We start from the raw sequence: 24447 nt of genomic DNA on the forward strand, positions 1-24447 counted from the left end.
ATCTGCGCTCACTGAAAACAGGGTTTACTTCACCCCGTACTTCGTCCGATAAGCCAACACCGCCTCGCGGTGCTCGGCAAACGACGCGTCGTCCTGCAGCAGGGCCAGGATGTCTGCCAGCGAAGCAATCGACACCACAGGAATGCCGTAGGTCTTAGCGACGTCCTGCACGGCGGAATGCGCCGACAGCGCGTCGTCCGGGCCCGCGCGTTCCATGCGATCCATGGCGATGAGCACGGCGGCGGGCTCGGCGCCAGCCGCGCGGATGATTTCCACCGATTCACGCACGGACGTCCCGGCGGTGATCACGTCGTCAATGATGACGACCTTGCCCTTGAGGGGCGCACCTACCAGGGTGCCGCCTTCGCCGTGGTCCTTGGCTTCCTTGCGGTTGTACGCGAAAGGCACGTCAGCGCCGTTCATGCCGGCATGGCCCGCCAGTGCGATGGCGGTCGCCGTGCCGAGCGGAATACCCTTGTAGGCCGGCCCGAAAAGCATGTCGAATTTCACGCCCGAATCCAGCAACGCCTGGGCATAGAACTGAGCCAGCTTGCCGACCGAACGCCCGCTGTTGAACAGTCCGGCGTTGAAAAAATAGGGACTGATACGGCCCGATTTGACCTTGAAGCTGCCAAAGCGCAGCACGCCCTCGTTCAAGGCGAAGCGGACGAAATCAAGGGCAGTGGTGGCGGAGGAATTGGCGGCGGGCATGCGTAAAGGTCCGGTAGATGGCAAACGCAGGCATTTTATCCGCTGTCGGGGCTATTCCTGGGCATCCGCGCCGAGTCGGTTAAATTGCTGGCATTGCCCCGGCCTTCGCGGCCGCTCAACAGGAGTTTTGCTTTGCTGCGCATCACGTCGATCAATCTCAATGGCATCCGGTCCGCCTTCCGCAAGGGCCTGCAACCGTGGATGGAAAAGCATTCCGCCGACGTGCTCTGCCTGCAGGAAATCAAGGTGTCTCACGATGACTTGACCGACGACCTGCGCAATCCGCCCGGCTACACCGGCCATTTCCACCATGCCGTCAAAAAGGGCTATAGCGGCGTCGGCATCTACTTACGAGACGCGGCCGAGCGCGTCAACATCGGCCTGGGCTGCGAGGAGTTCGATCCCGAAGGCCGCATCATCCGCGCCGACTGGAAGAACCTGTCGGTCATCAGCGCCTACCTGCCCTCGGGCTCCAGCGGCGACGAGCGCCAGCAGGCCAAGTATCGTTTCCTGGACCGCTTTGGCCCCTGGATCGATGCCCTGATGCACGAACATAAGACGACCGGCCGCGAGTTCGTCATCTGCGGCGACTGGAACATCGCGCACAAGGAAATCGACCTCAAGAACTGGAAGGGCAACATGAAGAATTCGGGCTTCCTGCCCGAAGAACGCGCCTGGCTGACCGATGTGTTCGACAAGCGCGGCTTTGTCGACGTGTTCCGCACCATCGACGACCGCCCTGACCAATACACCTGGTGGAGCAACCGCGGCCAGGCCTGGGCCAAGAACGTCGGGTGGCGTATCGATTACCAGATCGCGACGCCCGGCATCGCCGCGCGTGCACGCAATGTCGCTATCTATAAGGACGAGCGCTTCTCGGACCACGCCCCGTTGACGATCGACTACGACGCCACGCTCTGAGCGGCGTCCACCGGGCCCACCGCCGCCTCCTGCAGCGACGCGGCGGCCTCCCGGCGCAGCCATTCCAGGAAGATCCCGGCGCGCGGGTCGTCCGCGCAAGGCCGGGGCGATAACAGGACGTAGGCCGAGCCATCCCGGGCGAAGCCGCAAGGCGCCTCGAGCCGGCGGTCCCGCAAGGCGTCGCAGACCATCAACGCGGAGCCTATTGCCACTCCGAGCCCGGCCGCGGCCGCCTGCAAACTCAAATAGAAATGCTCGTAGGCGGGTCCAGCACGGCGCGGCGGCTTCACGCCTGCGGCGCGCGACCATTGCCGCCAGGCTTGAGGGCGGGTCGCGCTGCCGAGCGCGGGCGCGCCGGCCCAGACGCTTTCGGCCGGCTCTGCGCGCGCCGCGCCTGCCAGCCCTGGCCGGCGCACCGGCCCCGTCCATTCCTCGCACACCCGCTCGACATGCAAAGCAGGATCCCAATCGAAATCGTTGCGGCGTAGTGCCACGTCCACGCCCTGGGCAGCGAAATCCACCGGACCTCCCGCCGCGTACAGATGCACCTGCACGCCCGGGTGAGCGCGCTGGAAATCCGGCAGGCGCGGGATCAGCCACATCATGGCGATGGTGGGTTCGCACGACAGCACCAGCGGCGCGTCCACCGACGGCTGACGCAGCTTGGCCAGGCCTGCCGTCAACTGCTCGAACAAGCCGCGAGTCACCTCGAACAGCTGCCTGCCTGCATCGGTCAGGAAAACCGCCCGGTTGCGACGCTCGAACAAGGCCAGTCCCAGGGCCTCTTCCAAGAGCCGAACCTGCCGGCTAACGGCGCCATGCGTCACGTGCAGCTCTTCGGCCGCCTTTCCGAAGGCCTGATGGCGGGCGGCGGCATCGAAGACCCGCAGGGTATTGAGGGGCGGCAATTTCATGGGGAAAGGTGAATTTTTCTCACGGATATCGGGCATTAGAAATCGTTTTTCCACCCCGCGCCAGCGCCCGACAATGCCGGTTCCGTATCACCCTCCGCCGCTTTCGCCATGACCGAATTGTTCGCCGTCGCCCTCATCACGATACTTGCAGTCATCAGTCCCGGCCCGGACTTCGCCATGGTCATGCGCAACAGCTATCTATTCGGACGGCGCACCGGCCTGATCTGCGCGCTGGGGATTGCCCTGGGCGTGCAGGTGCATGTCTTCTACACGATGTTTGGCGTCAGCTTGCTGGCGCATTACGCGCAGCCCGTGCTGCAGGGCATCAAGCTGGCGGGCGCCTGCTATCTGGTCTACATGGGCTGGAAGACCTTCTTCAACCGCACGCCGGTCAGCCGCGACCTGTCCGCGCGGCCGCCGCTTTCGTCCTGGCAGGCGCTGAGCAACGGCTTTCTGACCAATGCACTCAACCCCAAGACCACACTGTTCGTGGTGAGTACCTATACCCAGGTCGTGTCGCCCGGTACGCCGCTGCCATGGCAGTTTGGCTACGGTCTGTTCATGTCGCTGGCGCACGCCATATGGTTCGGCGTGGTGGCGTGGTCGGTGTCGTCGCCGGTCCTGCGCGGCGCGCTGCTGGACCATCAGCTCGCGGCCGACCGAGTGGTCGGTGCAATCCTGATGGCCTTGGGCGCGGCGCTGGCGGCCGCGCAGTTGTAATCCCGCAGCCGTGATGTGATCTTTCGCAAATAAATAACGGGGACGCATTGATGACGTTCACCGTTTCTACCCCTGGCAGATAACCGAAATGAGCCGTCGATACTCTGCGCTCGCCTAGGTCCAGAGCCTTGCCCCATCAATACCTAAAATTGGGGACATATTATTTTCCCCAGGGAATTCAACCGCTTCTCTCAAAAATCCGGTATTTCCGCTGCTTTTCAGTCAATTTCGATTTTTATATGTCCCCAATTATTGGGACAAAAAAAGCGCTTTGATATCAAGGTGATGGCGGAATTTTCGACTTTGCGCAGGGCAACATTTTGCCCCTACAATTCCGCACCATACCGGTGCGACCGTGCACCAAAAAGAATTTTTCGCGCCCCAATCCGGCGCAGTCCGCACCTATTCGAAGCACCCCCAAGGAGATCATGTTGAAAGTGCAGAGTCTGGACGACTTCCTGTGTGGCGTCGCCGCGCGCGACCCGCAGCAGCCTGAGTTCATGCAAGCCGTCCAGGAGGTGATGCTGAGCCTGTGGCCCTTCATCGAAAAGCACCCCCACTATGCCGAGCACGCCGTGCTGGAACGCCTGGTGGAGCCGGAACGCGTGATCCAGTTCCGCGTGTGCTGGACCGACGACCGGGGCCAGGCTCAAGTCAACCGCGCTTTCCGCATCCAGCACAGCTCGGCCATCGGCCCCTTCAAGGGCGGCATGCGGTTCCATCCTTCGGTGAACCTGTCGATCCTGAAGTTCCTGGCTTTCGAACAGACCCTGAAGAACTCGCTGACCACTCTGCCCATGGGCGGCGGCAAGGGCGGCTCCGACTTCGATCCCAAGGGCAAGTCCGACGCCGAAGTCATGCGTTTCTGCCAAGCCCTCATGATCGAGCTGTACCGCCACCTGGGTCCGGACACTGACGTGCCGGCTGGCGACATCGGCGTGGGCGCGCGCGAAGTCGGCTTCATGGCCGGCATGATGAAGAAGCTGTCCAACTCGACCGCCAGCGTGTTCACCGGCAAGGGCCTGACCTTCGGCGGCAGCCTGATCCGCCCCGAAGCCACCGGCTACGGCACGGTGTACTTCGCCGAAGAAATGCTCAAGCGCGTCGGCCGCTCCTTCGACGGCCTGCGCGTGTCCGTGTCGGGCTCGGGCAACGTTGCCCAGTACGCCATCGAAAAGGCCATGGCGCTGGGCGCCAAGGTCGTGACCGTTTCGGATTCGAACGGCACCGTGGTGGACGAAGCCGGCTTCACGCACGAAAAGCTGGTGGCGCTGATGCACATCAAGAACGATCTGCGCGGCCGCCTGGACACCTATGCCCGCCAATTCGGCCTGACCTATGAATCCGGCAAGCGCCCGTGGCACGTGCCGGTGGACGTGGCCCTGCCCTGCGCCACCCAGAACGAGCTGGAACTGGCCGACGCGCAAACGCTGATCAAAAACGGCGTGCTCTGCGTTGCCGAAGGCGCCAACATGCCTGCCACGCTGGAAGCCGCCAAGGCCTTCATCGCCGCGCGCGTGCTCTACGCGCCCGGCAAGGCCAGCAATGCCGGCGGCGTGGCCGTCTCCGGCCTGGAAATGGCGCAGAACTCGGCTCGCCTGGCCTGGACGCGCGATGAAGTCGACGCCCGCCTGCACGCCATCATGCGCGACATCCATGAAAACTGCGTGCGCCACGGCCACAGCGAACGCGAGTACGTCAACTACCTGGACGGCGCCAACATCGCCGGCTTCGTGAAGGTGGCTGACGCAATGCGTCAGCAAGGCTTGTACTGACCCCCCGCAGCGCTGCGCGCTCCCCCCCAGGACGGGCCCGCTGCGGACCGGCTGAGAGGGCCCACCCCGAAGCGCTACGCGCTTCCCCCCTCAAGGGGCGCCGCTGCGGACCGGCTGAGAGGGTCCACCCCGAAGCGCTACGCGCTTCCCCCTCAAGGGGGCGCCGCTGCGGACCGGCAAAGCCGGCTCCGCGCGGCCGCGATTGGGGCAGATCTGCTTTATCAGGACGGACCCGCCTCGTTGGCGGGGAGTCGCCCGAGCCAGCTGGCTGACTAACTGACTTGTTGGGTCTTTCTGGTGAACCACACCCGCGCCATCAAGCGCGGGCAGCGCGGAGCGCTTAGTGTTTCATCGTGCCGTGGTTCATGCCGCCGTGGTTCATGCCGGGGTTGTGCGAGGCCGGCTTGACCTTGAACTGCACGGCGACTTCGCCGGCCTTTTCGAATTTCAGCGTGGCCGGGACCGTGCCGCCTTCGGCGAACGGGGCCTTCAGCTTGATGAACATGACGTGGTAGCCGCCCGGGCTGAGCTTGACCTCGGTATCGGCCGGCAACGCGATGCCGCCTTCCACCTGACGCATCTTCGACACGCCGTTCTCGGTCTGCACCGTGTGCAGTTCGACGCGTTCCGCGGCATCGGAAGACACCGACAGCAGGCGGTCCGGGGTCTTCGCGTCGTTGTCGATATCCATATACCCCGCGCCGTTGGACTGGCCCGGCGCGGACGCGCGCACCCAGAGGTCATCGACCTCGATCTGGCCAACCTTGTAGTCCTTTGCCCACGCCGAACCGGCCGTGCACAGGCCCAGGGCGGCAATGACAGCGAACTTGCGGATGTTCATGGGGTGTTCTCCTAGTGGGTTAACGTCGCCTGACCAGGCTGCGGGCGGCTGAAAGGACCGAATCGGTCAGGGCTTCCATTGCTTCGGAGTTTACCCGCCAATGCTGCCAATACAGCGGCACGTCCTCCCAGGCGCGGCCCCGAAGCAGCATCAGCTGACCTGCATCAAGGTGTTCCTGCACCAGCGGCAAGGGATTCATGGTCCAGCCCAGCCCGCCAAGCGTGGCCTGCACAAACGCGCGCGTGGAAGGCACCCACCAGACCGGCGGCTGCCAAGGCGCGGGATCGGCGATCTTGTGCGCGAAGCGGGCCTGCAATGCGTCCTTGCGGTTGAACACCAGCACGGGCGCCTGCGCCAGCGTCTGGGCGTTAACGCCTTGCGAAAAATAGCGCTTGTGGAATTCAGGCGTGCAGGTCGCCACATAGCGCATGCTGCCCAGCGCATGGATGCGGCACCCCTGCACCGGTTCGGCCAGCGCGGTGACCGCGCCCAGCACCGAGCCATTGCGCAGCAGCGTGGCGGTGTGATCCTGGTCTTCGGACTGCATATCCAGCGTGGCCCGCGTGCGGGCCGAGAACTGCACGGCCGCATCGACGAACCACGTCTCCAGGCTGTCGTGATTGACCGCGACCGGGATGCTGGCGTACGGCACGTCGTCATCCGCCACCCCCAGGCGATCGAGCGCGTCATGCTCCAGCAGCGCCGTCTGCTCGGCCAGCCGCACCAGCACCTGCCCGTCGGCAGTTGCCACAGCCGGCACGGTGCGCTGGACCAGCAAACGCCCCATGCGGTCCTCCAGCGCCTTGATCCGCTGCGACACCGCCGAGGGCGTGACGCTCAGCGACAGCGCTGCCCGTTCGAAACTGCCTTCCCGCACTACCGCGGCCAAGGCCCGCAGGTTGCCGTGATCGATTTTCATGAGATTAGTTTTGCTTAAGATAGTGAAGGAAAATTAGCTTTATTTCATATGCCATGCAAGCGAAAATGACGCATTACCGGAGCGCTTCCCGGCGCCCGGCGTTGTCATCCAAGCGCCGCCACAGGCGTAGCAGCACAGGTGCAGGTCATGTTCGCCACGTTGTCATCCCCCCTCTTCTTCACTGCCTGGGCCAGCGGCACGGCCACCGGGCTGGGCCTGTTCGCGGTCGTGGGCGCGCAAAGCGCGTTCATCCTGCGCCAGGGGCTGATGCGCGCGCACCTCTTGAGCGTGGTCGCCATCTGCGCGCTGATCGACGCCATCTTCATCTTCGCCAGCGTCTCCGGCCTGCAGGCTCTCACCTCCTGGTTTCCCTGGCTGACGACCGCCGTGCTGTGGTTCGGCGTAGCCTTCCTGTCCTGGTATGCGCTGCAGTCCGCGCGCCGCGCCTGGACCGCCACCGGGGGCCTGGCCGCAGCTCGCGACGTGGTTCCGTCGCGCCGTGCGGCCATGCTGGGCGCGCTGGGTTTCTCGCTGCTGAATCCGCACTTCTGGCTGGACATGGTTGTGGTCGGTTCGCTGGCGCATGGTTTCGAGGACGCCCGCATGGCGTTCGCCGCCGGCGCCTTCACCGCCAGCCTGTTGTGGCTCGCCGTGCTGGGCATCGGATCCCGCCTGTTCGCCCCGTTCTTCGCCAGTGCTTCCGCCTGGCGCATCCTGGACGGCCTTATCGCGGTCGTCATGGCGGCGCTGGCGATCAGCCTGGCGCTCAAGGGCGTATAAGCGACGTTGTCGTCTGACTCGCCGGACCCTCCCCATGTACAGCTCCACGTTCATCTTCGCCAAGAAGCAGTTCGACGATGACTTCCACCGCCTTGACCAGGCCATTGCCGCCGCCGCGCGCGCCATCCCCGGCTATCTGGGAGAAGAGAGCTGGGAGGACCCGGCGCGGGGACTGGTCTGCAACGTCTATTACTGGGAATCGATGGACGCCCTGGAGCAACTGATCCGCCATCCGGAGCACCTGCGCGCCAAGGCCGGGCAAGCGCGCTGGCTGGACGGCTATCGCGTGGAAATCGCCCAAGTGCTCCGGCGCTATGGCGAAGGGCTGCCGCCGCCGTCCTTATAATCTCGCGGTTGCCACTTTTTCGTCGGGCGCAGCACCGGCCCGCCAGACGATCATGCGCGGTCCCTCCCCCTCCAAAGATGTGCGCCTGCCACCCCTGGCCGCCATCCAGGCTTTCGAAGCTGCCGCACGCCTGGGCTCTTTCGAACGCGCCAGCGAGGAGCTCTTCGTCACCGCCAGCGCCATCGGCAAGCGCATTGCCGCGCTGGAGGCCTTGCTGGACGTCACCCTCTTCATACGCAGCAGCCGCGGCGCCACGCTGAGCTCTGCCGGCCGGGAGTACCTGGATCAGGTCCGCACGGCGCTGGACCTGCTGTCGGACGCCTCCCTGCACAAACGCGGCGAACCCAAACTCGAGCCCCTGCGGGTCGTGTCCACCCCCACTTTCGCCCGCCAGGTGCTGATCCCTGCCCTGCCCGGCTTCACCGCCGCGCATCCCGAGGTGGAACTGGAAATCATGTTGTCCATACCTTACCTGGACATCATGCCGCCCAATGCCGATGTCTGGGTGCGCTTCGGCAGTGGCAAGTATCCCGGCTTGAATGCGCGCCAATTGACCGCGGATCCGGTGTTCGCCGTCTGCGCGCCGGACTACCGCGACCGGCACGGTCCCTTTGAGCGGCCCGCGGATCTGGCGCGGGCGCAGTTGCTGCGCTGTCCCATGGAGCCATGGCGGCCTTGGCTCGCCGCCGCCGGCCTCGACTGGCCCGAGCCTACGCGCGGCGTCTGGCTGGTGGACCTGGGCATCATGCTGGCCGCTGCGCGCGCCGGTCAGGGTCTTGCGCTCACGCGACGCGCGCTGGCCGCGGAATGGCTAGACGAAGGCAAGCTGGTGCGCGTCCTGGACATCGAGATTCCCGGGGAATCCCAGTATTACCTGTGCACCGAAAGCTCGCGCCCACCCGGCAACGCGGTCCAAGCGTTTTCCCTATGGTTGGAAGGCGTGTGCAAACAGGTGGCCCAATGGCCACGCGGCCCGCAGGCCAGCCAGGAATAAATTTCCAGTCCAGGGCGGAATGAAATTCCGCGCAACCCGGCGCAGCGCTGGCTAGGATGCGGCCAATGCAACGTCCCGTCCATGCCCGCCACGGCACGCCGCCGCCTTTCCCCTTCCCCATTTCAGGCTGCGCCTTGGCGCATGGCAGGTGCGCCTGTGCGTCCGTACTAGGTATTTACGCGGAAAAACCCCGCCGGGTCAGTTTCGCGTAAGTGATTAGGCAGACAGTCACGACACGCCACACAGGAGAGCGCCGCAGCATCTGATTTCCGCCGCCCGGCGCCGGCACACGGTTTTCCACGCAGTTCTACCAATTACAACGGAGACATTCATGGATTTTCGTTTGAAGCTGCTAGCAGGAACCCTTGCACTTGCCGCAACGGCCGCGTCCCACGCCGCCGACCCCATCAAGATCGGCGTAGCCGGCCCCTACACCGGCGGTTCGTCCTCCATGGGCGTGAGCATGCGCGACGGCGTGCGCCTGGCCATTGAAGAAATCAACAAGAACGGCGGTGTGCTGGGACGCCAGCTGGTCGCCGTGGAACGCGACGACGAAGCCAAGAACGAGCGCGGCGTGCAGATCGCGCAGGAGCTGATCAATAAGGAACAGGTGGCAGCCACCGTCGGGTACATCAATACCGGCGTGGCGCTGGCCTCCCAGCGCTTCTACCAGGATGCCAAGATCCCCGTGTTCAACAACGTGGCCACGGGCAGCGTGATCACGCACCAGTTCAAGGCGCCGGAATACCCGAACAACTATGTGTTCCGCAACGCCGCGCACGACAGCATCCAGGCCCCGATGATCGTCGAAGAAGCGGTGACCCGCCGCGGCTTCAAGAAGGTCGCGATCCTGGCCGACTCCACCAACTACGGCCAGCTCGGCCGCGAGGACCTGGAAAAGGCCCTGGATTCCAAGGGCATCAAGCCGGTGGCCGTGGAAAAATTCAACATCAAGGACGTCGACATGACGGCCCAGCTGCTGAAGGCGAAGGCCGCCGGCGCTGAAGCGGTGCTGACCTACGGCATCGGCCCCGAGTTGGCGCAGATCGCCAACGGCATGACCAAGCTGGGCTGGAAGGTGCCGATCATCGGCAGCTGGACCCTGTCCATGGCCAACTACATCGACAACTCCGGCGCCAACGGCGAAGGCGCGCGCATGCCGCAGACCTTCATCCAGGATCCGGACACGCCCAAGCGCAAGGCTTTCATCGACGCCTACCTGGCCAAGTTCAAGCCCAAGAACAACCGCATCGATTCGCCGGTGTCGGCTGCCCAGGGCTATGACTCCATCTATCTGCTGGCCGCGGCCTTCAAGCAGGCCAATTCCACCGACGGCCCGAAGGTCCGCGAGGCCCTCGAAAACCTGCAGACGCCCGTCGAGGGCGTGGTAATGACCTACACCAAACCGTTCAGCGCGGACAACCACGACGCGATTACCGCGAAGGAAGTGGTGATCGGCGAGGTCAAGGGCGGCCGCGTGGTCAAGGCCAACTGACGAAGCGTTCCACCCCCGAAGCGCCTTGGAGCGCTTCCCCCTCGAGGGGGCGCCGCAGCGGACCGGCATAGCCGGCTCCGCGCGGCCTGGACAACTAAACACCGCGTTCTGCCCATGTAGCCTGGGCCGAAACGCCGGCGCTACGAACACACACCATGATTCTTCTACAGCTCATCTATAGCGGTATCGCGCTGGGCATGATCTATGCCGTCATCGCGTTCGGATACCAGCTCACGTTCGCCACGTCAGGCACCTTGAATTTCGGCCAGGGCGAAGCCCTGATGCTGGGCGCGCTGGTCGGCCTGACACTGGTCGGCCTGGGCGTGAACTACTGGGTGATGATACCTATCGTCTGCATCTTCGGATTCGCGCAAGGCGCGCTGGTCGAACGCGTGGGCGTCAGGCCCGCCATCAAGACCCGTTCGGAGTTCGGCTGGATCATGGCCACCATCGCGCTGGGCATCATCTTCAAGAACGTGGCCGAAAATATCTGGGGCCGCGACGACCTGCGCTTTCCCTCGCCGCTGCCCGAAGCGCCCATTCAGGTGCTGGGCGCCAACGTGCTGCCGATGGAGCTTCTGGTGGTGTTCGGCGCGCTGGCGATGATGCTGTTGGTGGAAATCTTCAATCGCAAGTCCATCTACGGCAAAGCGTTCGTCGCCACGTCCAACGACCGCGACGCCGCCGGTCTGATGGGCATCAACACGGGCATGGTGATCACGTTTTCCTACGCGCTGTCCTCGCTGACGGCGGCGTTCGCCGGCGTGCTGGTCGCGCCCTTGACGCTGACCGGCGCCACCATGGGCGCCGTGCTGGGCCTGAAGGCCTTCGCCGTGGCGATCATCGGCGGCCTGTCCAGCGGGATGGGCGTGGTGGTGGGCGGGCTGATCCTGGGGATCGCCGAAACAACCACCGGTTTTTATCTTTCGACGGGGTACAAAGACGTGCCGGGATTGGTGTTGCTGCTGCTCGTTCTGACCTTCAAGCCCGCCGGCCTGTTCGGCAAGACCGCGATCAAGAAGGTGTAAGCGATGAAACCCTTGCACCTTTTCCTATCCATCGTAGCCGTGGCCTGCCTGGCCGCCGTGCCGCTGGGCGTGACCAACACGTACTACCTGCACCTCATCGAAACCATCATGATCTATTCGATCCTGCTGTTCGGGCTCGACATCGTGGTGGGCTATACAGGCCAGGTGTCCCTGGGCCATGCCGGCCTCTTCGGCATCGGCTCGTATGTCGCTGGCGTGCTGTTCTTCCACCTGCAGATGCCTATCTGGGTCATCCTGCCCGCCGCCATCCTGATCGCGGCCGCCTTCGGCGCTGTGCTGGCGTTACCGGCGCTGCGGGTCACCGGGCCGTACCTGGCCATGGTGACGTTGGCGTTTGGCACGATCATCCAGATCCTGATCAACGAGATGACCTTCCTCACCGAAGGCCCTCTGGGCATCAAGATTTCCAAGCCGGCCATTGCCGGGCACGTGCTGACCAAGAGCGAATACTTCTGGCTGGTCGCCGCGTTGCTGGTGCTGTCATTGATCGTCGTGCACCGCATCCTGAAGTCGCACCTGGGCCGCTCGTTCGAGGCGCTGCGCGACAGTCCGATCGCGTCGGACTGCATGGGTGTATCGGTCTACCGGCACAAGGTATTCGCCTTCGTCATCAGCGCCGGCTTCGCCGGCCTGGCCGGGGCGCTGTACTCGTATTCGGAACAGTACATCTCGCCCAACACCTACAACTTCGAACTGACCATCCTGTTCCTGCTGGCCATCATCATGGGCGGCCGCAAGAGCCGCACCGGCGCGCTGCTGGGCGCTTCCATCATCGTGCTGCTGCCCAAGATGCTGGACGACATTTCGACCTTCAGGCTGATCGCGCTGGGCGTGGCCATCCTGGTCACGGTGGGCAGCGCAATCGCCATCTCCAAGGGCCGCACCGAACCGCGCCGGGTCGCCGTGCCGGTCATCGGCACCATCCTGCTGGCGGTGTTCTCCTACTGGCTGGACGCAGTTACCGACTGGCGCCTGACCATCTTCGGCGCCATGATCCTGTTCGTGGTGTATTACCTGCCCGACGGTATCGTGGGCTTCGTGCGCAACCTGTTCTTCTCCAATCGCCGCGCCGCGCTTTCGGTCAAATCGGATCTGGTCAAGGCGCAGGAAGCGGTACCCGACGCGGCCAAGGGCAACGGCGACACGCTGCTGGCGGCCAAGGGGGTGCTGATGCAGTTCGGCGGCCTGAAAGCGCTGAACCAGGTGGACCTGACCGTCAAGCGCGGCACCATCCATGGCTTGATCGGCCCCAACGGATCCGGCAAGAGCACCATGATGAACGTGCTGACGGGCATCTACGTACCGACCGCCGGCGCCGTGGAGTTCTCAGGCAAATCGCTGGTCGGCCTGACCCCGGCCGACATCGCCGAGAACGGCATCGCGCGCACCTTCCAGAACGTGCAGTTGTTTGGCGAAATGACGGCGTTGGAGAACGTCCTGGTCGGCCTGCACCATACCTTCACGACCGGCCTGGCCGGCATCGCGCTGCGCACGTCCAAGTGGAAGGGCGAGGAACAAGGTGCTCGTGCCCGCGCCATGGCGTTGCTGGAGTTCGTCGGCCTGGAGTCCCTGGCCAGCGAGGAAGCACGCAACCTGCCCTATGGCAAGCAGCGCCTGCTGGAAATCGCCCGCGCGCTGGCGCTGGACCCGCAATTGCTGCTGCTGGACGAACCCGCGGCCGGCCTGACGGCACCCGACATCGTCGAGCTACTGGCCATCATCCGCAAGGTGCGCGACCACGGCATCACGCTGATACTCATCGAGCACCATATGGACGTGGTGATGGGGGTGTGCGACACCGTGTCCGTGCTGGACTTCGGCCAGAAGATCGCCGAGGGCCTGCCCAATGAAGTGCAAAGCAACGCCAAGGTCATCGAGGCGTATCTGGGCGGCGCGCCCGCCTGACGCCAAGGGGACATAGAGATGCTATCGATCAAGAATCTGGAAGCAGGCTACGGCAAGGTAAAGGTGCTGCATGGCATCAGCATGGAGGTGCCCAAGGCCAAGGTGGTGACGCTGATCGGCTCCAACGGCGCCGGCAAGACCACCACGATGCGGGCGCTCTCGGGCATGATCCGTCCCACCGCGGGTGAAGTCACGCTGAGCGGCAAGCGCATCGACGGCCTGGAGTCCCATCGCATCGCGCGGCTGGGCCTGGCGCATTCGCCCGAAGGCCGGCGCGTTTTCCCGACGCTGTCGGTCACCGACAACCTGCTGCTGGGCGCATTCCCGCGCCTGACCGGCAGCCGGCCGAAAGGCGACGTGCAGTCCGACCTGGGCCGCGCCATGGATCTGTTTCCGCGCCTGAAGGAACGGCGCGATCAGCTCGCCGGCACGCTGTCCGGAGGCGAACAGCAGATGCTGGCCATGGCGCGTGCGGTGATGCTGAATCCGGAACTGGTGCTGCTGGACGAGCCCTCAATGGGGCTGGCGCCGATCCTTGTGGAAGAAGTGTTCCGGATCATTGCGCGGCTCAAGGAAGAAGGGGTGACGATGCTGCTGGTGGAGCAGTTTGCTGCTGCTGCGTTGAATGTGGCGGATTATGGGTATGTGTTGGAGAACGGGCGGATTTCGGTGCATGGGAGTGCGGAGAAGTTGAAGCATGATCCGGCTGTTGTTGCGGCTTACTTGGGGGGGTCGCATTAGAGGGATGGCGTTGTTGGCGTTCTTTTGACGCCTGCCACGTCGGGGACTCGCGCTGCGCGGGGCAACGATTGCGGTCCGGAGCCTTCGCTCCGGACTTCCCCTTTGTCATCCTCGTTGTCGCCTCCGGCGACTGCCTTCGGATTCCCTCGGGCTTATCGACGCCCCGCGCAGCGCGAGTCCCCGACGCGGCAGGCTGCGCTGTCTGAATCTTCACGGGCGCTGGGGCGAGCTGTGTGCTTGGCGTTTTTTTCCGCATCGGGGTGTGGTGGCGTGTCTTGCGGGGCCCGCCCCAGGCCGGCCGCGCGGGCGGCCTTCTGGGGCTTACGCGGTGTCTTGCGTCGCGGGATGGCGCTGCGCGCAGTGGCTGCGGTGTCAGGGTTGTCGGATGGGCGGCTCGCGCAAGACGCGCTGCATAAGCAAGCCACCGCCCACCGCGCGCCGCCCATCACCGCCCCACCCACCGGACGGCGATGCCATCAGCAAGCGGCTGCCTGCATTCGCGCCAGCGACTACCATCGAAATTCAAAAGTTTGCGTATGTACTTTACGGCCGCCCGCGCGGCCGTAAAGTACGGGCAGGACAAGCCTCGGCACTGACCACGAATCTAGCAGTGCAGCGAACCAAGACGTACGTAGCCCGTCGGCGCGGGCGCTGTGGCGGCGAGCAACCTCGATGCGCCCGACGGAATCCGAAGGGAAGGCCGAAGGCCTGGACGAGGATGAGAAAGGGGTAGTCCGGCGCCTGCGCGCCGGACCGCAATCGTGGGCGCCCGTCACCACAGCGCCCGCGCCGACGGGCGGCCTATGCAGCTCACCCGCCACCAGAACATCAACAACCCATCAACGATCAAACAATCGTCAACGTCACGTCAATATTGCCCCGCGTAGCATTCGAATAAGGGCAAACGATATGCGCCGCAGCGACCAGCTTTTCCGCTTCGGCTCGCTCCATCCCCGGCAACGAAATCTTCAATTCGACTTCGATCCCGAACCCCGTAGGAATCGGACCGATGCCGACAGCGCCGTCGATCGTCGCATTCGACGGCATGGCGATCTTGTCGCGACCGGCGACGAATTTCATGGCGCCCATGAAGCACGCGGAATAGCCCACCGCGAACAATTGCTCCGGATTGGTGCCTGCCGCGCCCGCGCCGCCCAGCTCTTTCGGTGTGGTCAGCTTGACGTTCAGGTTGCCGTCGTCCGAGGCTCCCGTGCCTTCACGGCCGCCAGTAACGTGCGCATGGGCGCGGTACAGCACTTTTTCGATAGACATGATGCGTTTCCTTCAAGGGAAAGTGGAGGTTGGACTGCCAGGCCCGGCGGGACCATCCCGCTGCGACCCTTACTAATTAAATAGTGCAATATTGAATAGCGCACTACTTATATGATCTAACAATAGCGGGCATTGCCCGCCACGTCACCCGTCAAAGACTTGCGGTCAGCTTCTCCCGCAACGCGTGCAGTGTTTTCATCATGCCCTGCGCCTCTTCGAGCGAACACTGCGCAGCGTTCGCGATGGAATGCGGAACGGCCTGCGCCTGCGCGCGCAGTTCGCGCCCCTGGCGGGTCAGCCCCACAATCACCTGGCGCTCGTCATTCACCGCCCGCTTGCGGGTCACCAGGCCCGCCGCTTCCAGCCGCTTGAGCAACGGCGTCAACGTGGCGGAATCCAGGAACAAGCGATCGCCGATATCCGTCACCGTAATCTCGTCGCCCTCCCACAGCACCAGCATCACCAGGTACTGCGGGTAGGTCAGGTCCAGCCCGCGCAGCAACTTGCGGTACACCTTGTTCATCGCCAGCGAGGTCGAGTACAAGGCGAAGCACAGTTGGCTGTCCAGCAGCAGCGGATTGAATGCGGCTTTGGCTTTGGATCTGGGTTTCATTGCGCAATATTAAATAGTGCGCTATTTATCGTCAAGCGTTTTTTTCGACGCAACCGCCGGCGTCTACGCCGGCTCCCCTTCGGCCGCGGCGCGGTCCGACCCGTATTGTTTCAGACCGTCCAGATCCAGCACCCGGACCGCGCCGTACTCCACATTGAGCAGGCCGGCCTCTTCCAGCTTGCGCAGTGCCTGGTTCGCGCGCTGGCGCGACACCCGGGCCAGATAGCCTACCTCTTCCTGCGTAATCGTCAGGCGCATGCCCATTCCGGGATACAGCAAAGGGTTGAAGAGTTCGGCCAGGCAACGGGCCACGCGCGCGTCGGGATCCAGCAGGCGGTCGTACTCCGCCTTGCCGATGAATTGCGCCACGCGCTCGTTCAATTGATGCAGCAGATAACGGTTGAACGGGATGCTGGTGTCCAGCAGCCAGTCGAACGTGGGGGCCGGCAGGCGCGCCACCACCGAATCCCGCAGTGCAACGATGTCGTACTTGCGGATCTCGCGCTTTAGCAGTGAGCCCTCGCCTATCCAGCCGCCCGCCGGCACGCCGGTCAGCGACGCCACCTTGCCCTCGGCGTTGCCCACCGAAACCTTGACCAGTCCCGCCAGAACACCAATCCAAGCCTGTGCGAGTTCACCTTTGCGCTCTATGATCGACCCGGCAACGACCTGCTGCACGGAAAGGTCCCGCTCGACGCGCTCTTGCTGATCGCGGCTGAGCACGCGAAACCAGGCCGCGGCGAGTTGCAGGGAGTCGGATAGCTGCATCGGGAATACCCTAAAAGTTCCTTGAATGTCGCGATGGTGACAGTTGGTAGCAACCCAACCTTATACCTTAACTCCTGCCGTAAATCTAAAACCAACTGGTCAAGCGCTCCATCGCCACTGCCGCCCATGCGGACTCCTGGCCCGATGCGCCCAAACCGGAGGAGACATCGTGGCACATACACCGCCCGCATCCGCACGGATGCCGGCGGCGCCGGACACCTTTCCGGCGCTGCTGTTCACGCATGCCAGCGTTCGCGGGTCGCGGCCCGCCATGCGCGAAAAAGATCTGGGGATCTGGCAAACCCTTACGTGGTCCGAAGTGGCGGAACATGTCCGGCACGTCGCTCATGGCCTGGCCGCATTGGGCATCAAGCCCGGCATGCACGTAGCGGTGGTCGGCGAGAACCGCCCGCGTCTGTACATGGCCATGATGGCCGCGCAATCGCTGGGCGCGATACCCGTTCCGCTCTACCAGGACGCCGTCGCCCAGGAAATGGTCTATGTGCTGCAAGACGCCGAGATCAGCGTAGCCATCGTCGAAGACCAGGAACAGGTCGACAAGATGCTCGAGGTCCATGAGCAATGTCCGGCGCTCAAACATGTGGTGTACGACGATCCGCGCGGCCTGCGCCATTACTCCGACCCCATGCTGCGTTCGTACGACCAACTGGAAGAACTGGGCCGCGAATACGCCAAGCAGCATCCGGGCTTCTTCGACCAGGCCGTCGCCGCCGTGCAGCCGCAAGACCCGGCTGCCATGTTCTATACGTCGGGCACCACGGGCAAGCCCAAGGGCGTGGTGCTCACGCACCATGCGCTGATCGACCGCGCGCGCGCCGTTTCCGAGATGGAAAAGCTGACCGACCAGGAAGACGTGCTGGCCTACCTGCCGCCCGCCTGGATCGGCCAGAACATGTTCTCGTACACGCAGCTGCTGGTGACCGGCTTCACCGTGAACCATCCCGAATCGCCCGACACCGTGTCGATCGACATGCGCGACATCGGACCCACCTATTACTTTGCGCCGCCGCGCGTGCTCGAAGGCCTGCTGACGCACGTCATGATCCGCATGGAAGACGCGGGACTGATCAAGCGCAAGCTGTTCGCGGCCTGCATGAAACTTGCGCGCCGCGTCGGCGCCCGGATTCTGGACGGCGAGCAGGTCGGCGCCTGGGACCGCCTGCGCTACGCGCTGGGCAACGTGATGATCTATGGCCCGCTGCGCAATGCCTTGGGCATGAGCCGCGTGCGCGTGGCCTACACCGCGGGCGAGGCCATCGGCCCCGACCTGTTCGTGTTCTACCGGTCCATCGGCATCAACCTCAAGCAGCTCTACGGCTCGACCGAAACCTCGGTGTTCGTCTGCGTGCAGCCCGACGGTCAGGTGCGCGACGACACCGTGGGCCCGCCCGTGGACGGCGTGGAGATCCGCGTGGCCGACAACGGCGAGATCCTGGTCAAGAGCCCTGGCCTGTTCAAGGAGTACTACCGCAACCCCGAGGCGACCGCCGAGGCGCGCAGCGCTGACGGCTGGTTCCACACGGGCGACGCGGGATATCTCGACACCGACGGCCAACTGAAGATCATCGACCGCGCCAAGGACGTCGGCAAGCTCGCCAACGGCAGCCTGTTCGCGCCGAAGTACATCGAGAACAAGCTCAAGTTCTTCCAGCACATCAAGGAAGCGGTCGCGTTCGGCGCGAACCGCGAGGATGTCTGCGCCTTCATCAATATCGATCTCGAAGCCGTGGGCAACTGGGCCGAGCGCCGTGGCATGCCCTATGCCGGCTACACGGACCTGGCATCCAAGGACGAGGTCTACCAACTGATCGCCGACTGCGTGGAGCAGGTCAACGCCGATCTGGCCACCGATCCCAAGCTGGCCGCGTCGCAGATCAGCCGCTTCCTCATCCTGCATAAGGAACTGGATCCGGATGACGACGAATTGACCCGCACGCGCAAGGTCCGCCGCGCCTTCATCGCCCAGAAGTATGGCGTGCTGATCGACGCGCTCTTCAGCGGCAAGCAGTCGCAGTTCATCGAGACCGAGGTGAAATTCGAAGACGGACGATCCGGCAAGATCTCGGCGGACCTAAAGATCCGCCCGGTCAAGACCTTTCCCGCCATAACCGCCCGAGCCGCGTAGAGATCATGAGCAACAACGACCGCGACCAGCGCATCGGCGACGTTATGCTGGACATGCAGAACATCTCCTTGTCCTTTGGCGGCGTGAAAGCGCTGACGGACATTTCCTTCAATGTGCGCGAGCACGAGATCCGCGCGATCATCGGCCCCAACGGCGCCGGCAAAAGCTCGATGCTCAACGTCATCAACGGCGTCTACACCCCGCAGCAAGGCGGCATCGAATTCCGCGGCGAGCGCTTCTCGCGCATGAACCCGCGCCGCGCCGCCGAAATGGGCATCGCGCGCACGTTCCAGAACCTGGCGCTGTTCAAGGGCATGAGCGTGCTGGACAACATCATGACCGGCCGCAACCTGCGCATGAAGTGCGGGTTGCTGGCCCAAGCCTTCCGCCTGGGCCCGGCCGAGCGCGAAGAAATCAAGCACCGCGAGTTCGTCGAGAACATCGTCGACTTCCTGGAAATCCAGGCCTACCGCAAGACACCTGTGGGCCGCCTGCCCTACGGCCTGCAAAAGCGCGTGGACCTCGGCCGCGCGCTGGCGATGGAACCGCGCCTGTTGCTGCTGGACGAGCCCATGGCCGGCATGAACATTGAAGAGAAGCAGGACATGAGCCGCTTCATCCTGGATGTGAACGACGAGTTCGGAACCACCATCGTGCTGATCGAGCACGACATGGGCGTGGTCATGGACATCTCGGACCGCGTGGTGGTGCTGGACTACGGCAAGAAGATCGGCGATGGCAAGCCGGACGAGGTCCGTGCAAACGAAGACGTCATCCGCGCTTACCTCGGCGTCGGCGGCGAAGCCGCCGTCGCCAAGGACGCGCCTGCGCGGGAGGGAGCTCCCTCCCCTAACCCTCCCCCCATGGGGGAGGGAGAAAGCAAGCCGGCAACGCTGAACTAGGAAGCGGACATGGGATTTTTTCTAGAGACCTTACTCGGCGGCCTGATGAGCGGCATGCTGTATGCGCTGATCGGCCTGGGCTTTGTGCTGATCTTCAAGGCATCCGGCGTCTTCAACTTTGCGCAGGGCGCGATGGTGCTGGTCGCCGCGCTGTCCATGGCCCGCTTCTCCGAGTGGCTGCCGCGCTGGTTTGGCTTTGACAACATGATCCTGGCCAACGTGCTGGCCTTCATCGTCAGCGCCATCGTGATGTTCCTGCTGGCAGTCGCCATCGAACGCTTCGTGCTGCGCCACCTGGTCAACCAGGAAGCCACCACCCTGCTGATGGCCACGCTGGGCATCAGCTACTTCCTGGACGGCCTGGGCCAGATCACGTTCGGCAGCTCGGTGTACTCCATCAACGTGGGCATGCCCAAGGATCCGCTGATGATCCTGGACTCGGTCTTCGAGGGCGGGCTGTTGATCAACCTGGAAGACCTCACGGCGGCGGTGATCGCCGCCCTGCTGGTGGCCGCGCTGGCCCTGTTCTTCCAGTACACCTCGACCGGCCGCGCCCTGCGCGCGGTGGCCGACGATCACCAGGCCGCGCAGTCCATCGGCATTCCGCTGAACCGCATCTGGGTGATCGTCTGGAGCGTGGCCGGGCTGGTGGCGCTGGTGGCCGGGATCATCTGGGGCTCGAAATTCGGCGTGCAGTTCACCCTGTCCACCGCTGCGCTGCGGGCGCTGCCGGTGGTGATCCTGGGCGGCCTGACCTCGGTGCCGGGCGCCATCCTGGGCGGCCTGATCATCGGCGTGGGGGAAAAGCTGTCCGAGGTGTATCTGGGGTCGCTGGTGGGCGGCGGTATCGAAATCTGGTTCGCCTATGTGCTGGCGCTGGTGTTCCTGCTGTTCCGTCCGCAAGGGCTGTTCGGCGAGAAGATCATCGACCGTGTCTGAGCCCACAGGCCCTCTAGGATAAAAACATGTTCTATCGCGAAAACGGCCAATTCAAGACCAGCTATCGCGCTGACCAGCAGATCTTCCCGATCCGCCAGGACCGCATCTTCATCTGGCTGCTGCTGGCGGTGGCATTTGTCGCCATCCCGGCCATGGCGAGCGACTACCTGCTGCGCGCCATCCTGATCCCGTTCCTGATCCTGGCGCTGGCCGCCGTGGGCCTGAACATCCTGGTGGGCTATTGCGGCCAGATCTCGCTGGGCACGGGCGCCTTCATGGCGGTGGGCGCCTATGCCGCCTGGAACTTCGGCGTGCGCTTTCCCGGCATGCCGCTGATTATCCAGATCCTGCTGGGCGGCTTCTTCGCCACCATCGTGGGCGTGATCTTCGGCATACCCAGCCTGCGCATCCGCGGCCTGTACCTGGCGGTGGCGACGCTGGCCGCACAGTTCTTCGTGGACTGGGCATTCCTGCGCATCCCTTTCTTCACGAACTACTCGTCATCGGGGAACGTCTCGGTGCCGCCGCTGACGGCCTTCGGCCTGCCGGTGCAGAGCGCGCTGGAGAAGTACTTGTTCGTGCTGATCCTGGTCGTCATCTTCAGCCTGCTGGCCAAGAACCTGGTGCGCGGCGCCATCGGCCGCCAGTGGATGGCGATCCGCGACATGGACGTGGCCGCATCCGTCATCGGCATCCGCCCCATGTACGCCAAGCTCACGGCCTTCGCGGTCAGCTCGTTCATCGTCGGCGTGGCCGGGGCCTTGTGGGGCTACATCCACCTGGGTTCCTGGGAGCCGCTGGCGTTCGACCTGACGCGTTCGTTCCAGCTGCTGTTCATGGTCATCATCGGCGGGCTGGGTTCGATCATCGGCAGCTTCTTCGGCGCGGCCTTCATCGTGCTGGTGCCGGTGGCCCTGTCCAACATCCCGCATGCGCTGGGCATTCCGCTGTCGGTGGACACGGCGGCGCACATCGAACACATGGTGTTCGGCGCGCTGATCGTGTTCTTCCTGATCGCCGAACCGCACGGGCTGGCAAGGCTGTGGAGCATCGGCAAGGAGAAGCTGCGCATCTGGCCCTTCCCACATTAAGGATAAGACCCACCCCCGAAGCGCCTTCGGCGCTTCCCCCTCAAGGGGGCGCCGCTGGGGACCGGCAAAGCCGGATCCGCCGCGGCCCGGATGGAGTGGCCTAAGTTTTGATCACCGTCGGCAGTAGCGGCATGAGCGCTGCAACCGGCATCCTGAATACCCGGCTCAAGACCGGGCCAATCCCGGTGTCCCAGGGTTTACTGACCCAAACACCACGCAGGAGGTAAATGGAGATGAAGCGTCTTAACCTGAAGTTGGCGGCAGCTTTGATGGCCGCAGCCGGCGCCGCAGGCGCCGTGGCCACGCCGGCAATGGCGGCGGAAGAGCAGTTCGTTCCGTTGCTGGTGTATCGCACCGGGTCCTTCGCGCCCCTGGGCATTCCCTGGGCCGACGGCAAGCTGGACTACCTGAAGCTGGTCAACGAACGCGATGGCGGCGTCAACGGCGTCAAGATCACGTATGAGGAATGCGAAACCGCCTATGCCACCGACCGCGGCGTTGAATGCTACGAACGCTTGAAGGGCAAGGGCACCGGCGCGTCGGGCTTCGACACCCAGTCCACCGGCATCACCTTCGCCGTCAGCGACAAGGCCATGGTCGACAAGGTTCCGGTCGAGACAATGGGCTATGGCTTGTCGCAGTCGGTCGACGGCAGCGTGTTCGAATGGAACTTCCCGCTGCTTGGCACCTACTGGACCGCGGCCGACGTGATGATCCAGGACATCGCCAAGAAAGAAGGCGGCATGGACAAGCTCAAGGGCAAGAAGATCGCCCTGGTCTACCACGACTCGCCATATGGCAAGGAGCCCATCCCCCTGCTGCAGAAGCGCGCGGCCAAGGAAGGCTTCGAGCTGGTGCTCTATCCGGTGACCGCCCCCGGCGTGGAACAGAAGTCCACCTGGCTGCAGATCCGCCAGGCCCGTCCTAATTACGTGCTGCTGTGGAGCGCCGGCATCATGACGCCGACCGCCATCCGCGAAGCCCAGGCCAGCGGCTATCCGCGGGACAAGATGTACGCCATCTGGTGGGCCGGGTCCGAAGGCGACGTGAAGGACCTGGGCGATGTCGCCAAGGGCTACAACGCCATCACCATCCACAATAGCGGCGCCGAACACGACAAGGTCTACGACGACCTGAAGAAGTTCGTCTACGACAAGGGCCAGGGTTCGGACAAGACCGGCAAGACCACGCTGGGCACCATCGCCCATACCCGCGGCATGATGATTTCGATGCTGCAGGTGGAAGCGATTCGCACCGCGCAGGAAAAGTTCGGCAAGGGCAAGGCCCTGACGCCCGAGCAGGTGCGCTGGGGCTTCGAGAACCTGAACCTGACGCAAGAAAAACTGGACAAGCTGGGCTTCGGCCAGATCATGCGTCCGGTCAAGACCTCGTGCAGCAACCACAAGGGCGACGACTGGGCCCGCATCGTGCAGTGGGACGGCGCGAAGTTCAAGGTGGTCTCCGACTGGTATCAGTCGGACAAGACCATCCTGGACCCGATGGTGCAGGAAGGCGCAGCGAAGTACGCCAAGGAAAAGAACATCACGCCCCGCAAGTGTGAGTAGTCCCCCCGAAGCACCTGCGGTGCCTCCGTCCAAGGGGCGCCGCACGCGGACCGGCAAAGCCGGCTCCGCGGCGGCCCCGCTTGAGCCGCGCCCGCGGCATGCGGCGCGGGTACCGCTGATGCAAAGGATGTTGATACGAACCGGCTGCCGTCCCTTGGGACTGGCAGTCGCCACACCGCAGGAACCTTTATGAACGACGCCAATATTGCTGCTGCGACAGACACCCCCAAGGTGCTGCTCGACGTGAACGGCATCGAGGTGATCTACAACCACGTGATCCTGGTGCTCAAGGGCGTTTCCCTTCAAGTGCCGGAAGGCAAGATCGTGGCCTTGCTGGGCGCCAACGGCGCAGGCAAGACCACCACCTTGCGCGCCATCTCGAACCTGCTCAAGGGCGAGCGCGGCGACGTCACCAAGGGCCATATCCAGTACCGCGACCAGCGCATCGAAAAGCTGTCGCCGGCGGAACTGGTCAAGCGCGGCGTGGTACAGGTGATGGAGGGCCGGCATTGCTTTGCCCACCTGACCATCGAAGAGAATTTGCTGACGGGTGCCTACACGCGCAGCATGAGCCGCAGCGACACCGCGGCAGCGCTGGACCGCGTCTACCAGTATTTCCCGCGCCTGAAGCAGCGCCGCACCAGCCAGTCCGGCTACACCTCGGGCGGCGAACAGCAGATGACGGCCATCGGCCGCGCACTGATGGCCAATCCCAACATGATCCTGCTGGACGAACCTTCCATGGGTCTGGCGCCGCAGATCGTTGAAGAGATCTTCGAGATCGTGCGCGACCTGAACCAGCGCGAACGCGTCAGCTTCCTGCTCGCGGAGCAGAACACCAACATTGCGCTGCGCTACGCCGACTACGGCTACATCCTCGAAAACGGCCGCGTAATGATGGACGGGGCGGCGGCCGACCTGGCCCAGAACGAGGACGTGAAGGAGTTCTACCTGGGCATATCCAGCGGCGAACGCAAGAGTTTCCGCGACAACAAGTTCTACCGCCGGCGCAAGCGCTGGCTGGCGTGATTCCTCGCATA

General features: G+C 64.0%; 23 protein-coding genes. 16 read left to right on the forward strand and 7 right to left on the reverse strand.

What is annotated here, in order from left to right:
* Positions 1-24 precede the first annotated feature (24 nt).
* Positions 25-711: an orotate phosphoribosyltransferase gene (pyrE, locus tag VCS63_RS01360; protein WP_042796084.1), complete on the reverse strand. Its 687-nt coding sequence runs from the start codon at positions 709-711 to the stop codon at positions 25-27.
* Between the two features lie 132 nt (positions 712-843).
* Here pyrE and VCS63_RS01365 point away from each other — a divergent pair, with 132 nt between their 5' ends.
* Positions 844-1632 (forward strand): exodeoxyribonuclease III, encoded by a 789-nt coding sequence (locus VCS63_RS01365; protein ID WP_042796083.1) that lies wholly within the window; start codon positions 844-846, stop codon positions 1630-1632.
* Here VCS63_RS01365 and VCS63_RS01370 read toward each other — a convergent pair.
* Positions 1614-2546 carry a LysR substrate-binding domain-containing protein gene (locus VCS63_RS01370; RefSeq protein WP_164793528.1) on the reverse strand — a complete coding sequence of 311 codons (933 nt, stop codon included), beginning with the start codon at positions 2544-2546 and terminating at the stop codon, positions 1614-1616. The two genes, VCS63_RS01365 and VCS63_RS01370, sit on opposite strands and share 19 nt — an antisense overlap.
* A gap of 108 nt (positions 2547-2654) precedes the next feature.
* On the opposite strand from VCS63_RS01370, the gene VCS63_RS01375 reads away from it, so the two are divergent.
* Together VCS63_RS01375 and gdhA are read left to right on the forward strand one after the other, a co-directional pair.
* The gene (locus VCS63_RS01375; protein ID WP_042796082.1) at positions 2655-3266 is read left to right on the forward strand and encodes a LysE family translocator; all 612 of its coding nucleotides are present in this window, start codon (positions 2655-2657) and stop codon (positions 3264-3266) included.
* A 428-nt stretch (positions 3267-3694) separates the two neighbouring features.
* Positions 3695-5041 (forward strand): NADP-specific glutamate dehydrogenase, encoded by a 1347-nt coding sequence (gene gdhA, locus VCS63_RS01380; RefSeq protein WP_164793529.1) that lies wholly within the window; start codon positions 3695-3697, stop codon positions 5039-5041.
* Positions 5042-5381: 340 nt separating this feature from the next.
* On the opposite strand, the gene VCS63_RS01385 is transcribed toward gdhA, so the two are convergent.
* Together VCS63_RS01385 and VCS63_RS01390 are read right to left on the reverse strand one after the other, a co-directional pair.
* Positions 5382-5882: a copper chaperone PCu(A)C gene (locus VCS63_RS01385; RefSeq protein WP_063959567.1), complete on the reverse strand. Its 501-nt coding sequence runs from the start codon at positions 5880-5882 to the stop codon at positions 5382-5384.
* Between the two features lie 19 nt (positions 5883-5901).
* Positions 5902-6801 carry a LysR family transcriptional regulator ArgP gene (locus VCS63_RS01390; protein WP_042796077.1) on the reverse strand — a complete coding sequence of 300 codons (900 nt, stop codon included), beginning with the start codon at positions 6799-6801 and terminating at the stop codon, positions 5902-5904.
* A 147-nt stretch (positions 6802-6948) separates the two neighbouring features.
* On the opposite strand from VCS63_RS01390, the gene VCS63_RS01395 reads away from it, so the two are divergent.
* From VCS63_RS01395 to VCS63_RS01425, 7 genes are all read left to right on the forward strand, one after another.
* Positions 6949-7581, forward strand: coding sequence for a LysE/ArgO family amino acid transporter (locus tag VCS63_RS01395; protein WP_042797509.1), 633 nt, complete (start codon positions 6949-6951; stop codon positions 7579-7581).
* Between the two features lie 34 nt (positions 7582-7615).
* A complete protein-coding gene (locus VCS63_RS01400; RefSeq protein WP_112966738.1) occupies positions 7616-7927 on the forward strand; it encodes an antibiotic biosynthesis monooxygenase family protein in 312 nt (103 codons plus the stop codon).
* Positions 7928-7979: 52 nt separating this feature from the next.
* On the forward strand, positions 7980-8921 hold the full coding sequence (locus VCS63_RS01405; protein WP_164793530.1) for a LysR substrate-binding domain-containing protein: 942 nt from the start codon (positions 7980-7982) through the stop codon (positions 8919-8921).
* Positions 8922-9252: 331 nt separating this feature from the next.
* Positions 9253-10416 carry an ABC transporter substrate-binding protein gene (locus VCS63_RS01410; RefSeq protein ID WP_042796075.1) on the forward strand — a complete coding sequence of 388 codons (1164 nt, stop codon included), beginning with the start codon at positions 9253-9255 and terminating at the stop codon, positions 10414-10416.
* Positions 10417-10571: 155 nt separating this feature from the next.
* Entirely contained in the window at positions 10572-11444 is an 873-nt protein-coding gene (locus VCS63_RS01415) for a branched-chain amino acid ABC transporter permease (protein WP_013396765.1), read from the forward strand.
* Positions 11445-11447: 3 nt separating this feature from the next.
* A complete protein-coding gene (locus tag VCS63_RS01420; RefSeq protein WP_042796074.1) occupies positions 11448-13370 on the forward strand; it encodes a branched-chain amino acid ABC transporter ATP-binding protein/permease in 1923 nt (640 codons plus the stop codon).
* A gap of 18 nt (positions 13371-13388) precedes the next feature.
* Entirely contained in the window at positions 13389-14111 is a 723-nt protein-coding gene (locus VCS63_RS01425; RefSeq protein ID WP_042796071.1) for an ABC transporter ATP-binding protein, read from the forward strand.
* A gap of 846 nt (positions 14112-14957) precedes the next feature.
* Here the strand turns inward: VCS63_RS01425 and VCS63_RS01430 are convergent.
* The 3 genes from VCS63_RS01430 to VCS63_RS01440 form a co-directional block, all read right to left on the reverse strand.
* Positions 14958-15383 carry an organic hydroperoxide resistance protein gene (locus VCS63_RS01430; protein WP_042796070.1) on the reverse strand — a complete coding sequence of 142 codons (426 nt, stop codon included), beginning with the start codon at positions 15381-15383 and terminating at the stop codon, positions 14958-14960.
* A 151-nt stretch (positions 15384-15534) separates the two neighbouring features.
* The gene (locus VCS63_RS01435) at positions 15535-15996 is read right to left on the reverse strand and encodes a MarR family winged helix-turn-helix transcriptional regulator (protein ID WP_063641424.1); all 462 of its coding nucleotides are present in this window, start codon (positions 15994-15996) and stop codon (positions 15535-15537) included.
* 63 nt (positions 15997-16059) lie between these two features.
* Complete coding sequence (locus VCS63_RS01440; protein WP_175200351.1) at positions 16060-16764, reverse strand: Crp/Fnr family transcriptional regulator; 705 nt, start codon at positions 16762-16764, stop codon at positions 16060-16062.
* 169 nt (positions 16765-16933) lie between these two features.
* Between VCS63_RS01440 and VCS63_RS01445 the strand changes: the two genes are divergently transcribed.
* The 6 genes from VCS63_RS01445 (at position 16934) to VCS63_RS01470 (ending at position 24436) form a co-directional block, all read left to right on the forward strand.
* Positions 16934-18910, forward strand: a complete 1977-nt coding sequence (locus VCS63_RS01445) for an AMP-dependent synthetase/ligase (protein ID WP_042796067.1) — start codon at positions 16934-16936, stop codon at positions 18908-18910.
* Positions 18911-18915: 5 nt separating this feature from the next.
* Complete coding sequence (locus VCS63_RS01450) at positions 18916-19812, forward strand: ABC transporter ATP-binding protein (RefSeq protein ID WP_042796066.1); 897 nt, start codon at positions 18916-18918, stop codon at positions 19810-19812.
* Positions 19813-19821: 9 nt separating this feature from the next.
* Positions 19822-20751: a branched-chain amino acid ABC transporter permease gene (locus tag VCS63_RS01455; protein ID WP_042796065.1), complete on the forward strand. Its 930-nt coding sequence runs from the start codon at positions 19822-19824 to the stop codon at positions 20749-20751.
* A gap of 26 nt (positions 20752-20777) precedes the next feature.
* Entirely contained in the window at positions 20778-21842 is a 1065-nt protein-coding gene (locus VCS63_RS01460) for a branched-chain amino acid ABC transporter permease (protein ID WP_042796064.1), read from the forward strand.
* A 227-nt stretch (positions 21843-22069) separates the two neighbouring features.
* Positions 22070-23407 carry an ABC transporter substrate-binding protein gene (locus tag VCS63_RS01465; protein WP_084738636.1) on the forward strand — a complete coding sequence of 446 codons (1338 nt, stop codon included), beginning with the start codon at positions 22070-22072 and terminating at the stop codon, positions 23405-23407.
* A 189-nt stretch (positions 23408-23596) separates the two neighbouring features.
* On the forward strand, positions 23597-24436 hold the full coding sequence (locus VCS63_RS01470; RefSeq protein ID WP_042796063.1) for an ABC transporter ATP-binding protein: 840 nt from the start codon (positions 23597-23599) through the stop codon (positions 24434-24436).
* The last annotated feature ends 11 nt before the right edge of the window (positions 24437-24447 follow it).

The organism is Achromobacter sp. D10 (genome assembly GCF_035282245.1).
Taxonomy (GTDB): Bacteria; Pseudomonadota; Gammaproteobacteria; order Burkholderiales; family Burkholderiaceae_B; genus Achromobacter; species Achromobacter insolitus.